At 56.3% G+C, this 11641-nt stretch carries 15 protein-coding genes and 1 pseudogene; 4 read left to right on the top strand and 12 right to left on the bottom strand.

Annotation, left to right across the window (positions count from 1 at the left end; genetic code table 11):
• Nucleotides 1–169: 169 nt before the first annotated feature.
• The 3 genes from ACJBF3_RS00145 to dgcQ all read left to right on the top strand — a co-directional run bounded on the left by ACJBF3_RS00145 (nucleotide 170) and on the right by dgcQ (nucleotide 3116).
• The gene (locus ACJBF3_RS00145; RefSeq protein ID WP_047716144.1) at nucleotides 170–1081 is read left to right on the top strand and encodes a DUF808 domain-containing protein; all 912 of its coding nucleotides are present in this window, start codon (nucleotides 170–172) and stop codon (nucleotides 1079–1081) included.
• Between the two features lie 78 nt (nucleotides 1082–1159).
• A complete protein-coding gene (locus ACJBF3_RS00140) occupies nucleotides 1160–1342 on the top strand; it encodes a YodC family protein (protein WP_008500307.1) in 183 nt (60 codons plus the stop codon).
• 73 nt (nucleotides 1343–1415) lie between these two features.
• Nucleotides 1416–3116, top strand: coding sequence for a cellulose biosynthesis regulator diguanylate cyclase DgcQ (dgcQ, locus tag ACJBF3_RS00135; protein ID WP_045328165.1), 1701 nt, complete (start codon nucleotides 1416–1418; stop codon nucleotides 3114–3116).
• Here dgcQ and ACJBF3_RS00130 read toward each other — a convergent pair.
• Both ACJBF3_RS00130 and yodD read right to left on the bottom strand, forming a co-directional pair.
• Nucleotides 3101–3901 carry a mannosyl-3-phosphoglycerate phosphatase-related protein gene (locus ACJBF3_RS00130; RefSeq protein WP_045328166.1) on the bottom strand — a complete coding sequence of 267 codons (801 nt, stop codon included), beginning with the start codon at nucleotides 3899–3901 and terminating at the stop codon, nucleotides 3101–3103. The two genes, dgcQ and ACJBF3_RS00130, sit on opposite strands and share 16 nt — an antisense overlap.
• Nucleotides 3902–4202: 301 nt before the next feature.
• On the bottom strand, nucleotides 4203–4430 hold the full coding sequence (yodD, locus tag ACJBF3_RS00125; protein ID WP_045328167.1) for a YodD family peroxide/acid resistance protein: 228 nt from the start codon (nucleotides 4428–4430) through the stop codon (nucleotides 4203–4205).
• A gap of 129 nt (nucleotides 4431–4559) precedes the next feature.
• Between yodD and dsrB the strand changes: the two genes are divergently transcribed.
• The gene (gene dsrB, locus ACJBF3_RS00120; protein WP_008500312.1) at nucleotides 4560–4748 is read left to right on the top strand and encodes a protein DsrB; all 189 of its coding nucleotides are present in this window, start codon (nucleotides 4560–4562) and stop codon (nucleotides 4746–4748) included.
• 99 nt (nucleotides 4749–4847) lie between these two features.
• Here the strand turns inward: dsrB and rcsA are convergent, their stop codons facing one another.
• The 10 genes and pseudogenes from rcsA to fliJ all read right to left on the bottom strand — a co-directional run bounded on the left by rcsA (nucleotide 4848) and on the right by fliJ (nucleotide 11620).
• Nucleotides 4848–5471 (bottom strand): transcriptional regulator RcsA, encoded by a 624-nt coding sequence (gene rcsA, locus ACJBF3_RS00115; RefSeq protein WP_008500313.1) that lies wholly within the window; start codon nucleotides 5469–5471, stop codon nucleotides 4848–4850.
• A gap of 287 nt (nucleotides 5472–5758) precedes the next feature.
• Nucleotides 5759–6551 (bottom strand): annotated as a pseudogene (fliR, locus tag ACJBF3_RS00110) (flagellar biosynthetic protein FliR); the annotation flags it as partial.
• Between the two features lie 7 nt (nucleotides 6552–6558).
• On the bottom strand, nucleotides 6559–6828 hold the full coding sequence (gene fliQ, locus ACJBF3_RS00105; protein ID WP_008500315.1) for a flagellar biosynthesis protein FliQ: 270 nt from the start codon (nucleotides 6826–6828) through the stop codon (nucleotides 6559–6561).
• Between the two features lie 9 nt (nucleotides 6829–6837).
• A complete protein-coding gene (gene fliP / locus ACJBF3_RS00100) occupies nucleotides 6838–7575 on the bottom strand; it encodes a flagellar type III secretion system pore protein FliP (protein WP_008500316.1) in 738 nt (245 codons plus the stop codon).
• Nucleotides 7575–7949 carry a flagellar biosynthetic protein FliO gene (fliO, locus tag ACJBF3_RS00095; protein ID WP_045328169.1) on the bottom strand — a complete coding sequence of 125 codons (375 nt, stop codon included), beginning with the start codon at nucleotides 7947–7949 and terminating at the stop codon, nucleotides 7575–7577. The genes fliP and fliO overlap by 1 nt, the downstream gene beginning before the upstream one ends.
• 2 nt (nucleotides 7950–7951) lie before the next feature.
• Nucleotides 7952–8365, bottom strand: coding sequence for a flagellar motor switch protein FliN (gene fliN, locus ACJBF3_RS00090; protein WP_023312308.1), 414 nt, complete (start codon nucleotides 8363–8365; stop codon nucleotides 7952–7954).
• On the bottom strand, nucleotides 8362–9366 hold the full coding sequence (fliM, locus tag ACJBF3_RS00085) for a flagellar motor switch protein FliM (RefSeq protein WP_045328170.1): 1005 nt from the start codon (nucleotides 9364–9366) through the stop codon (nucleotides 8362–8364). Before fliM ends, fliN begins: the two co-directional genes overlap by 4 nt.
• Before the next feature lie 4 nt (nucleotides 9367–9370).
• The gene (fliL, locus tag ACJBF3_RS00080) at nucleotides 9371–9841 is read right to left on the bottom strand and encodes a flagellar basal body-associated protein FliL (RefSeq protein WP_023312306.1); all 471 of its coding nucleotides are present in this window, start codon (nucleotides 9839–9841) and stop codon (nucleotides 9371–9373) included.
• A gap of 106 nt (nucleotides 9842–9947) precedes the next feature.
• Nucleotides 9948–11180, bottom strand: a complete 1233-nt coding sequence (gene fliK / locus ACJBF3_RS00075) for a flagellar hook length control protein FliK (protein WP_045328171.1) — start codon at nucleotides 11178–11180, stop codon at nucleotides 9948–9950.
• On the bottom strand, nucleotides 11177–11620 hold the full coding sequence (fliJ, locus tag ACJBF3_RS00070) for a flagellar export protein FliJ (protein WP_006811155.1): 444 nt from the start codon (nucleotides 11618–11620) through the stop codon (nucleotides 11177–11179). The genes fliK and fliJ overlap by 4 nt, the downstream gene beginning before the upstream one ends.
• Nucleotides 11621–11641 lie beyond the last annotated feature (21 nt).

The following is an 11641-nucleotide window of genomic DNA, read 5'->3' as shown; positions in this document are numbered from 1 at the left end:
GACGAAATAAAAAGGTCGCTGATAGTAAACGCGAAAACTATCGCGCTGGCGAGACCTTTAATTGTATGGATGATGTGAAATTTCTGTTGACGTAAGGTGGGTGTTTCCGGGTTTGCGCTTTTGCTCCATACTATTCACTTAATTACCAAAAAAATGAAGGATTAAGACTTTGGCAGGAAGTAGCTTATTAACATTGCTGGACGATATTGCCACCTTACTGGACGACATTTCAGTCATGGGGAAGCTGGCGGCGAAGAAAACCGCAGGCGTGCTGGGAGATGATTTGTCGCTTAACGCCCAGCAGGTGAGTGGGGTAAGAGCAAACCGGGAGCTGCCGGTGGTGTGGGGCGTGGCGAAAGGCTCTTTCCTGAACAAGGTGATTCTGGTGCCGCTGGCGCTGCTGATCAGCGCGTTTATTCCCTGGGCCATCACGCCGCTGTTGATGATCGGCGGGGCGTTTCTCTGCTTCGAAGGCGTGGAGAAGGTGCTGCACTCCCTTAGCGCGCGCAAGCAGAGCGATACGCCGGAGGTGCGCCAGCAGCGTCTTGAGGCGCTGGCCGCGCAGGATCCGAAAACCTTCGAGCGCGATAAGGTCAAAGGCGCTATTCGGACCGACTTTATCCTGTCGGCGGAAATTGTGGCCATTACGCTGGGCATTGTCTCCGACGCGCCGCTCCTGAATCAGGTGCTGATCCTCTCCGGCATTGCCATTCTGGTCACGGTAGGCGTCTACGGCCTGGTGGGGCTGATCGTGAAGCTGGACGATATCGGCTACTGGCTGGAAGAAAAGTCGAGCGCGGTGGCAAGAGGCATCGGTAAAAGCCTGCTGGTACTGGCCCCGTGGCTGATGAAGAGTTTGTCGGTGGTGGGCACGCTGGCGATGTTCCTCGTAGGAGGCGGGATCGTGGTTCACGGCATTGCGCCTCTGCATCATGCCATCGAGCATTTCGCCTCGGCGCAGGGAGCCGTTATCGCGGCGATTCTGCCCACGCTGCTGAACCTGGTGCTGGGCTTTATCATCGGCGCTATCGTGGTCGCGGTGGTGAAGCTGGTCGAAAAACTGCGCGGCACCTCGCACTAATTGTTACCCGCTATGGGATGCAAAAAGACCATTCCTCGTCTAAATTGAAACAGTTTCACCCTGATACAGGAGGCAGGTATGGTCTTTTTGGTCAGTGATGAAGTTAAGCCTAAAAAGGGCGGCCCACGTATGATCGTCACCGGGTATTCCAGCGGAATGGTGGAATGTCGGTGGCACGATGGCTACAGCATCAAGCGGGAAGCATTTCGTGAAGATGAGCTTCAGCCGGGGGACGGGCAGCACAAGCGGGACAAGGCTTGATCACATAACGCCCGGCTTTGCCGGGCGTTTTTATCTCACGTACCGGGTGTAAGGCCGTTATCAGGGAGTGTGTGTGCAGCACGATACCTTTGTTGTAAAACAATCTTTTTTGCAATGGCTGCATAAGCGTAGCAATCCGGGATTGATTGTTAATCTCTGCTTTCTGTTCGTTCTGGTGTTCTCCACGCTCCTGACCTGGCGCGAGGTGGTGGTGCTCGAAGAGGCGTACATCTCCAGCCAGCGCAACCATCTGGATACGGTGGCGAGCTCCCTGGACAGGGAGCTGCAGAACAGCGTGGACAGAATGCTGTTCTTCCGCCAGGGCATGGGGGATGCACTCCAGACGCCGCTGGCCTTTGATGTCCTAAAGGATGCGGTGTCACGCTTTAACACCGTCCGCATGCTCCCCACCTGGCAGCTTGCCGTTGATAAAAAACGCACTCTTCCGATCAACGGGGTGTCGGATGCGTTCGTTGAAAAAACCACGCTTCTCAATCGAGACGCCGATCGCATCGGCCATGAAATTTCTGCCGCGCTGGAAGTGGGGTATCTGCTCAGGCTGGCGTCGTCGAGAGCGCAAACCGAAGCGCGGGTGATCTACGTCTCCCGCGCCGGATTTTTCATTTCAACCGATACGCCGGACCAGGCGGGTGATATTACCGCCCGCTATTACAACCTGGTGACCCAGTCCTGGTTTACCCAGCAGTCCGAGCGTAACAATCGCGCGCGCGCGGTGCGCTGGTTTATCTCTACGCCTTCATCCTGGACCCGTGACGAACGCACGATCACCGCCAGCGTGCCCATTTATTACGATCGCTACTGGTATGGCGTCGTGGCGATGGATTTCACGTTGAGCACGATGCAGCAGCTGCTGGCAGAGGCGACGGAAGACCGAACGGAGGGGGAGTACCAGCTGTACGACACCCGGCTCAATATGATTGCCACCTCTGCCCACGCGGGAAGCCCGGTTAACCATTTTGACGAACGCGAAACGGCGCAGATTGCTCAGGCGATTGAGCACGCCACCGGCGGCGGGATCCGCCTCGGAAGCCGATTTGTAAGCTGGGAGCGGCTCGATCACTTCGATGGCGTCGTCCTGCGGATCCACACCCTGCACGAAGGGGTGCAGGACGACTTCGGCAGCATCAGCATCGTGCTGGCGCTGCTGTGGGCGCTCTTTACCGCCATGCTGTTGATCTCGTGGCTGGTTATTCGCCGCATGGTCAGCAACATGTATACGCTGCAGCATTCGCTCCAGTGGCAGGCCTGGCATGACCCGCTTACCCGGCTGAATAATCGCGGCGCGCTGTTCGATCGCGCCAAAATACTGACGGAAACCTGTCGTCAGCAGTCGCTGCCCGTCTCCGTGATTCAGCTCGACCTCGATCACTTTAAAAACGTCAACGACCGTTTCGGCCATCAGGCGGGCGATAAGGTGCTCTCCCACACCGCGGGGCTGATTGCGAGCGCGTTACGCAAGAATGATGTGGCAGGGCGCGTCGGCGGGGAGGAGTTCTGTGTCGTCCTGCCGGGGATCGGCCTGGAGGAGGCGAGGGGAGTGGCGGACCGGATTCGTTGCCGGATCAACAGTAAGGAGATCCTGGTGAAGAAGAGCACGACTCTTCGCATCAGCGCGTCGCTGGGGGTGAGCAGCGCGGAAGAAGCGGGTCTTTACGATTTTGAACAGCTGCAGTCCATTGCGGACACCCGGCTCTATCAGGCCAAACAGCGCGGGCGTAACCGGGTCGTCTGGCGGGATCAGGACAGGAAGTGATCCAGCCCCTCCTGCCAGCCCGCGGGCCCCGGCTGCCGGGTGTGATAAACCCGCTCGGGGTTATCGTCCCGCAGCGTGATCCCCTGGCGGTTAATGCCCTTGATGACCACCGCGAAGTCGACGCTGTCGAGCAGCGGCGCATCGTTGGGACCGTCGCCAAGCCCCAGCGTGGTGGGGTCCATCTCCTCCTGCTCGCGGTACTGGGCAATCAGCCAGTTCACCGCCACGTCCTTGCCGCATCGGGCGTCGAGAATATGCCAGAAGCGCGCCCCCTGCAGACATTTCAGGCCGATGCGCGCCAGCTCCTCTTCAAACTGAACCATTTTCTCATCGGTATCGCGCCAGATGAGCGTGACGGATGCCTCATGCCTGCGGGCACGCGCCGAACGGTAGCGCGTTAGCCCGGTCCACTCGCTGATGACGTGGTCGTCCACGTCGTCAAAGGTGGTAAACTTAGCGCCCGTCTGCAGGCGAATGTGCTCGACGCGCGGGCGAATATCCCGATGCACCGTCCCGCGTATCTGTCGCTGGACCTTCTCCCAGCGCACGTCAGGCTGAATCACCGCGCCGTTTTCGGCAATAAACGGTAGGCCTTCCAGCCCAAGATCCTGCTGAATATCCAGTATCTCTGCCGCAGTCTTGCTGCTGCAGAGAATGACCGGAACCTGGTTATCCAGCAGCCTGTCGAGCCAGGGCATGGCGGGTTGCCAGTCATAGGTATGAATATCCAGCAACGAGCCATCCAGGTCAGAAAAAATCAGCAAGTTATCCCGCAGTGAAGGCATAGCGACTCCTCGTAAGGGGTGTCTTCCTCTCTAGGAAAATTCTTAAAAAATCACCAGGCGCGTCACCGGATAAATGGGAACAATTCCAGGCAAACCCGCATTCGGCGCGCGTTATTCCTCATAACTAAAAGCATTATGTTAAAAATATTATATTCATCCCAAGAATATATGCTTGTCAGACAAATTCGTTGGAGATAGTGTGGCTCGTACATCAGATTTCCTGGTGTAACGAATTTTCAAGTGCTTCTTGCATAAGCAAGTTTTGATCCCGGTCATCCCCATGACCGGGATTTTTTTCGTCCTACCGATTGGCTTCCGACACGCTAAAGTCGTGAATATCAAGCTCGAAGGCTTCGGCCAGCTCACGATAGGTGTGATAGTCCCTTCCGTTGACGATGACGCGGTCCGAATTGTCGTCGGTGCGGCGGACTTCTGACTCGCTGATCTCATTGATGGCGGCCAGCAGGGCATCGACATCCACCTCGACGTCGCGCTTGATGGTGTCGCTGTACGCTTTATCGGTCTTCATTACGGGGTTCCTCATTCAGCCGGGTCCAACCATAAGTATAGACTGTCGATAAAAGCGCCATTCGCGCCGGGCGGCGATGTGCGTTTTTGCGTTTTGTTCTACACTGGCTCAAAACCAGAGGAGGAATGTATGAAGGTCAACGATCGGGTAACGGTTAAAACGGACGGTGGGCCGCGCCGCCCGGGTGTGGTACTGGCAATTGAAGAGTTTAGTGAAGGCACCATGTACCTGGTATCGCTGGAAGACTACCCGCTTGGCATCTGGTTTTTTAACGAACTGGGGCATCCGGACGGTATTTTTGTTGAGAAAGCAGACTAGCACGGCGTCGGGTAGCACAGCGCGCCCGACAACCTCACGAAAGCAAAAATCTCTGGCCAGGCCAGAGATCAAAGGTAGGGTGCACAGGGTTTTAAGCGACTAACGCATGTTGACGAAAATCCCGTTCGTCACATTATCGGTCAGGCGTACCACGTGGTAGATCACTTGCTTATTATGCGTTTTAATTTTCCGTTTAATATTTCCTTTGTGTGACGAAACGGTTTTCGCTTTAATATTCATCTGGTCCGAGATCTGAATAGTTCCTTGTCCCGCCATCCACATTCGCAGCATACTTGATTCAGTCCTGCTTAATGATAGGGTGGGCAAGTTAACCGCTCCTACATTTTTAACTTCTTTATTCAAATAATCACCCAGAATGTCATCCAGCGACTCGGGTTTAATCGATTTAGAACTAATCAATAAATTTTTACGGACCAACAAATACTCATCGAAATGGATATTCGCGATCGCCATAAAAACAATAAACAGGGTTTTTGGATGCTGATTAATGATTTGCTTAATGTGCTGACTGTTGGCTGGATCGTGAATGAAACAGTCCTCATTAATAAACACCACGCCTGGTTTTAGTTCGTCACAAGCGGCTGCGAGTTCGTCAACGGTGTGCGCATCGTTGATGTCTCTCTTTCTTACCCCTCTGCTTGCCAGGTACCCGGTTAACCCTAGCCGGGTGTAGCTGCATAAATCCATAATGATCGTTGACATGGCATACCCTCACTCAATGCGTAACGATAATTCACCATCTGCCTGAGAGCTCAAAACAGCCATACGGGATGGAAAAAAATAATAAACCTGTGAGCATGACAAAGACTTTCAGGCGGACTCACTATCCCGTAAAGTTACGTATAATTTGCCAGGAATCTTCTTAAAGTAAAGTAAATATTAAGTATTGTGAGGTGGTTAGAAACAATTAAACCGCGTCAGATATATCCTGGAAGATGTTTTTCACGTTTTATTTTAGGAATATCCTCAGAAAGACAATAGCAACAGTGAGGGTTATTATTTACGTGGCAGTTCGCTAACAATATCCGCTAACAGGTTGAATATCTCGCCGAATAAATGTTCACAGAAGGGAGCGATAAGTGGCATCAGCAAGGACATTAATAAAATGCCGACCGTTAAGGTGAGTGGAAAACCAATGACAAACACCGACAGCTGCGGTGCCATTCGGTTGAGTAAACCTAACGCCAGGTTGACGGTCAGCAGGAGGGTGATGATCGGCAGCGCCAGCATCAGTCCGTTAAGGAACACCAGCCCTGCCGCGCGGGTGAGCGCCAGAAAGGCGTTGCTGTTCACGGGATTATCACCAATCGGCAGCGTATGGAACGTATCCACCAGCATGGAGATAAGCCACAGATGACCGTTGAAGGACAAAAACAGCAGCATGGCGAGCAGATCGATAATGCGCGCGATCACGGGCATATTGAGATGGCTGCCGGGGTCGACAAACGTGGCGAACGATAGCCCCATCTGCAGGCCGATCAGTTCCCCTGCGGTACGCACCGCGGCAAAGGCGAGCTGCATGGTAAAGCCGACGGCGACGCCAATCATCACCTGCTGCAAGGCCACCCATACCGCATTCGCCGAGAAAATGGGAATATCCACGGGGGGCAGAGAGGGCGCGACGATAATAGAGATGATAATGCCCAGACCCACCTTGACGCGCTTGGGTATCGATTTCTCGCTGAGGATCGGGGCGGTGGAAATCAGCGCCATGATGCGCAGCATCGGCCAGAAATAGACGCCGAGCCACTGAACCCACTGGTCGCTGGTGAAGTGCAGCATCGTCAGATCAGCCGATGATGTACGGCAGGTTGGTAAACAGGTTGCGCATATAGTCCAGCAGCAGGTTCAGCATCCACGGCCCGGCCACGATAATCGCCACGAACACGGCGATGATTTTCGGGATAAATGACAGGGTCATTTCGTTAATCTGCGTGGCGGCCTGTAAAATACTGATAATCAGACCGGTAACCAGCGCGACAAGCAGCAGCGGCGCGGCAACGGCAATCGCGATTTTCATCGCTTCCGTGCCCATCATCATGACCGATTCGGGTGTCATTGCAGTTCCTTAACTGTAGAAGCTTTGCGCCAGCGAGCTGACCAGCAGCTGCCAGCCGTCGACCAGCACAAAGAGCATGATCTTAAAGGGCAGGGCAATGGTCGCGGGCGGCACCATCATCATCCCGAGCGCCATCAGGACGCTGGCGATCACCAGGTCGATAATCAGGAACGGAATAAAGATGGTAAAGCCAATCTGAAACGCGGTTTTCAGCTCGCTGGTGACGTAAGCAGGGAGCAGAATGCGCATCGGCACCGCTTCAGGCCCCTGCAGCTCGCCGGTATTGGACAGGCGGGCAAAAAGGGCCAGATCCGCTTCGCGCGTCTGGCGAAGCATAAATTCGCGCAGCGGCTGCGCGCCTTTATCCAGCGCCTCCTGCATGGAGATTTTGTCTTCGCTGAACGGCTGGTAAGCGTCGGTGTATATCTTATCGATCACCGGCGACATAATGAAAAAGGTCAAAAACAGCGCCAGCCCCAGCAGAACCTGGTTTGGCGGGGCGGAAGGGGTACCCAGCGCGTTACGCAGCAGACCAAAGACGATAATGATGCGGGTGAAGCTGGTCATCATCAGCAGGATGGCCGGAATAAACGTCAACGAGGTGATGAACACCAGCGTCTGCACCGGCAGCGACCAGCTTTGTCCGCCGCCCGCCAGAGGGGTGGAGACCAGACCGGGCAGCTGAGCATAAACCGCGGGAGCAAACAGGCCAACGCCCGCGAGCGTCAGGGATAACAAACGGCGCATCAGGATCTCCCGGAACGCTTAAGCAAACTCTTCATGACGGACTGAAAATCCGCGGGGGCGTCTGCGCGCTCGTCCACCACGGCAGGGGCGGGCGGCAGCTTATGTAATAGGCTGATGTTTGAGGCCGTCACGCCCAGGACCAGACGCGCATCGTCCACCTCGACGATAACCACGCGTTCGCGCGGCCCCAGCGTGGTGCTGGCGCTGACCTTCAGGCCGCGGGCACCGGCGGTTTTCCCCGCCAGCCCAAAGCGCTTCGCCAGCCAGGCGGCGATAAGAATAAAGGCAATAATACCGAACAATGCCCCGCTCACCTGGAGCAGAGGCGAGCCTGGAACGGCAGAAGGTTGCGATAGCGTTGCCTGGGTTTTCATGCTTAACGGCTCAGACGACGCATACGTTCAGACGGGGTAATGATGTCGGTGATACGTACGCCGTATTTATCGGCAACCACCACCACTTCGCCCTGGGCAATCAGATAGCCGTTGATCAGAATATCCAGCGGCTCGCCGGCCAGACCGTCAAGGGCCACCACGGAGCCCTGCGTCAGGCGCAGCAGCTCTTTAATGGTCATACGGGTACGTCCCAGCTCAACGGTCAGCTTTACCGGGATATCCATAATCAGGTCGATGTCCTGCAGCGTGCCGCTGACGTCACCGCCGCCGAGCTGCTGGAATACGGCATCCGCAGCGCTTTTGGCCGGAGGTGCTTTTTGCTCGTTTAACGCGTCAGCCCACAGATCGTCCAGTGCTCCGCTGTTTTCATCGGACGGATTGTTCATGTCACTCATTTGGGCTGTTCCTCATTCAGCGAATTCAAAATCGGGTTGATCAAGTGCTCAACGCGTAACGCATACTGACCGTTAATCGTGCCGTACTGGCTTGTCAGCACGGGGACACCATCCACATGGGCAATAATGCGGTCGGGTTTTTCTATCGGCAAAACGTCACCGGGTTGTAATTTCAGGATCTGAGATAACCGCAGCGGGATATCGGCGAAGCTCGCCACCAGCTCAAGCTGCGAATGCTGGACCTGGCGGACCAGGTTCTCACGCCAGTTCTGGTCCTCGTTGCGGGAGTTCTCCAGCGGCGGGTTAACCAGCAGCTCGCGCAGCGGTTCGATCATGCTGAACGGCAGGCAGATGTTGAACTCGCCGGTCAGGTTACCGATCTCCACGTGGAACGGGGTGTTCACGACGATATCGTTCGGGGAGGTGGTGATATTGGTAAATTTCACCTGCATCTCGGAACGGACGTACTCCACTTCCAGCGGGTTAATCGCTTTCCAGGCGTCGCTGTAAGACTCCAGCGCCAGCTTCAGCATGCGGTTAATGACGCGCTGTTCGGTGTGGGTGAATTCACGGCCTTCTACCTTGGTCGGGAAACGCCCGTCGCCGCCGAACAGGTTATCCACCGCGATGAACACCAGGCTTGGGGAGAACACCACCAGACCGGTGCCGCGCAGCGGCTTCAGATGAATCAGGTTAAGGTTGGTTGGCACCGGCAGGTTGCGGGCAAACTCGTGATACGGCTGAATGCGGATCGCACCGACCGTGATGTCCGGGCTACGACGCAGCAGGTTAAACAGCCCCATACGGAACTGACGTGCAAAACGTTCGTTAATGATCTCCAGCGCCTGCAGGCGTTCACGCACCACGCGGCGCTGGGTATTCGGATCATAGGGACGAATATTGTCGTCACCCGGTAGGCCCGGTTGCGGATCATCGTTTTTATCGCTGTCGCCGTTGAGCAGCGCATCGATTTCTGCCTGAGAAAGAATACTGTCGCCCATGTCGTTACCGCAGAATGAATGCTGTATACAGAACGTCAGTGACTTCCTGCTTAGGTTGGCCGTTTACCAGCGGGGTCGCCAGCGTTTGTTTGATGGCATCGACCAGCTTTTGCTTACCCACATCGGTGGCCAGCGCCGAAGCGTCCTGACGAGAGAACAGCAGCAGGAGGCGGCTGCGCACTTCAGGAAGGTAATCGTTCAGACGTGAACGGGTGGCTTCATCTTTCAGGCGCAGCGTAATGCCCACATAAAGCACGCGATCCGCATCACCCAGATTGACGGTGAAGGTATCCAGCGGGAAGAACACTGGAGCCGGCGGAGGTGGCGCTTCAGCCTTGGCTGCAGCGGTGGTTGGTTCCTGCTGCATACGCCAGTAACTATAGCCCGCGGTGGCGCAGGCGGCGAGCGTGATCAACACCAGCAGCGGGATCCAGATGGAACGCTTACTTTTTTTGGTGATAGCGGAGTCAGTCATCTGATACGAGCTTCCTGTTTCGGTACAGCTTAATAAGGTGATTATCCCGTGTCCTGCCGTCGTCAAAGCGTGGAAAAGACGGGGATAATCACGCTACCTCTGGCGTTTAGGCGAAGATGTCTACGGCACCGTTACCGCGCGCTGCGGATTGCAGGGCGGCAGGAACAGGCAGTAATTCATCGCTCTCTTCATTAAACCCGCCGGTGTTGCCGGAACGCGAAGCCTGGTGCTGCTGCTGGAATGAGGAGTGCTGCTGCCCGGCGAAGCTCTCGCTGCTGACGCTGCTCTGCGCAAGCTGAATGCCGTTCTCCGCCAGCGAGGTCCGCAGGACCGGCAGCGCGGCTTCCAGCGCCGCACGCACGTGGCTGTGCGCGGAGACCATCTGCAGCTGCGCCTGGTTATCATCCAGCTTAAGCGAAATTTGCACCTGACCCAGATCTTCCGGGTGCAGGCGCAGCTCGGCCGTCTGCTGGCCCTGCTTAGTGAACAGGGTGATGTGCTGGCTCAGGGACTGCTGCCACTCGTGGGTGCCCAGCGGCTGGCTTAACACCGGCGCGGTGGCGACGGTGGCGGCAGGCTGGCTGGTGGCATGGCTGGACAGAATCGGTGCCGGGGTAGCCGTTGGGGAGGCCGTGGAGGAGGAGCTGGCGAGCTCCTGCTTCTCTGCCGCGGCGGGGACAACCGGTGCGGCTGGCGCATTGGCTGTCAGATCCGGGCCGCTCGTTTTCACCTGGCTCTGATAAGGTACGGCCGTCTGGCCTTTATCGTGGCTTCCCGCAGGGGCGTTCAGCGGCAGCTGGCTCGCACCACGTTGAGCGAGCGTCGCGGAACCGAGCGCCGATCGTGCCGCAATACCGTCACTGCCCGCTGCGTGAGCGGTGCTGGTCTGCTGGTGCGGCAGCATGGCCATCAGCGCGCTTAATCCGGCCAGCTCTTCTTCAGTCAGTTCGCTTTTGCCGTCATCCTTGCCGTTTGCCGCCGTCAGCGTCTTCACGGCATCGCCCTTTGACAGGGGCACCAGACCGGACATCAGGGTTTCAGGGGCGGTAAGCTGCGCGGTCTCATCGCCACTCAGAGCAGGCTGACGCGCGAGCAGATCGGCAATTTTGGCCTGCAGGGCGGTATCCCCTTTGGCGTCCTGCGCCACTTTTGACAGCTTGCTGCCGGCGGCTTTCAGGTCAGCCAGGGTCAGCGGCGCATCTTTGCCCTTGCCCGTTGCGTCCGACAGGGCGCCCGCCAGCAGGGAGAGAAAGTCCTGCGCACCGTCGGCGCCTTTCCCCGTTTGCGTGCCGCCCGACAGGTCGCTGTCGCTCATCAGCAGTTGTTGCAGTGTGATCATTCCGGTTTCCTCATTGATGCGCGCTGGGCAAACTCATCCATTTTTTTCTGATCCAGACGGTTTTCCGCCAGGGTCGAGGCTGCAATCTGCCGGTCCTGTAAGGTTTGCCAGGCCTGCAGCCGCTGTTTTTTCTCGCGCCAGAAGTTCAGCGCGGTATCGACTTTTTGGGTCCACTGGTTTAGCTGCTGGCGATGCTGTTCAATCGCCTTTTCCAGCGTCTGGATAAACTGCTGATAGTTAATCCAGCGCTGGCTGCCAATGCCCTGCGTCATATCGGTATTGAGGTTGGTGCGATACTCATGCTGATAGTCGATTAACATCTTCAACTGTTCTTCAGCCTGCTGGCACCCGCGTCGCATTGCGCCAAGCTGCAATGCGGCATCATCAACTTCTTTTTCTGCCAGATCTTTCAGCGTTGATAACGCGCTGTTTTGCGCCATGACCTTCGCCCTCCACCTGTG

Origin of the sequence: Enterobacter sp. PP-008-ECC_S150 (assembly GCF_045257065.1) — a bacterium.
In the GTDB taxonomy this organism is placed as follows: Bacteria; Pseudomonadota; Gammaproteobacteria; order Enterobacterales; family Enterobacteriaceae; genus Enterobacter; species Enterobacter chengduensis.
This window is presented reverse-complemented; position numbering and strand designations above follow the sequence as displayed.

Coding starts and splice junctions, on each gene's coding strand:
- ACJBF3_RS00140 (WP_008500307.1), top strand. CDS start 1,160: ATGGTCTTTTTGGTCAGTGATGAAGTTAAGCCTAAAAAGGGCGGCCCA.
- ACJBF3_RS00130 (WP_045328166.1), bottom strand. CDS start 3,901: ATGCCTTCACTGCGGGATAACTTGCTGATTTTTTCTGACCTGGATGGC.
- yodD (WP_045328167.1), bottom strand. CDS start 4,430: ATGAAGACCGATAAAGCGTACAGCGACACCATCAAGCGCGACGTCGAG.
- dsrB (WP_008500312.1), top strand. CDS start 4,560: ATGAAGGTCAACGATCGGGTAACGGTTAAAACGGACGGTGGGCCGCGC.
- rcsA (WP_008500313.1), bottom strand. CDS start 5,471: ATGTCAACGATCATTATGGATTTATGCAGCTACACCCGGCTAGGGTTA.
- fliQ (WP_008500315.1), bottom strand. CDS start 6,828: ATGACACCCGAATCGGTCATGATGATGGGCACGGAAGCGATGAAAATC.
- fliP (WP_008500316.1), bottom strand. CDS start 7,575: ATGCGCCGTTTGTTATCCCTGACGCTCGCGGGCGTTGGCCTGTTTGCT.
- fliO (WP_045328169.1), bottom strand. CDS start 7,949: ATGAAAACCCAGGCAACGCTATCGCAACCTTCTGCCGTTCCAGGCTCG.
- fliN (WP_023312308.1), bottom strand. CDS start 8,365: ATGAGTGACATGAACAATCCGTCCGATGAAAACAGCGGAGCACTGGAC.
- fliM (WP_045328170.1), bottom strand. CDS start 9,366: ATGGGCGACAGTATTCTTTCTCAGGCAGAAATCGATGCGCTGCTCAAC.
- fliL (WP_023312306.1), bottom strand. CDS start 9,841: ATGACTGACTCCGCTATCACCAAAAAAAGTAAGCGTTCCATCTGGATC.
- fliK (WP_045328171.1), bottom strand. CDS start 11,180: ATGATCACACTGCAACAACTGCTGATGAGCGACAGCGACCTGTCGGGC.
- fliJ (WP_006811155.1), bottom strand. CDS start 11,620: ATGGCGCAAAACAGCGCGTTATCAACGCTGAAAGATCTGGCAGAAAAA.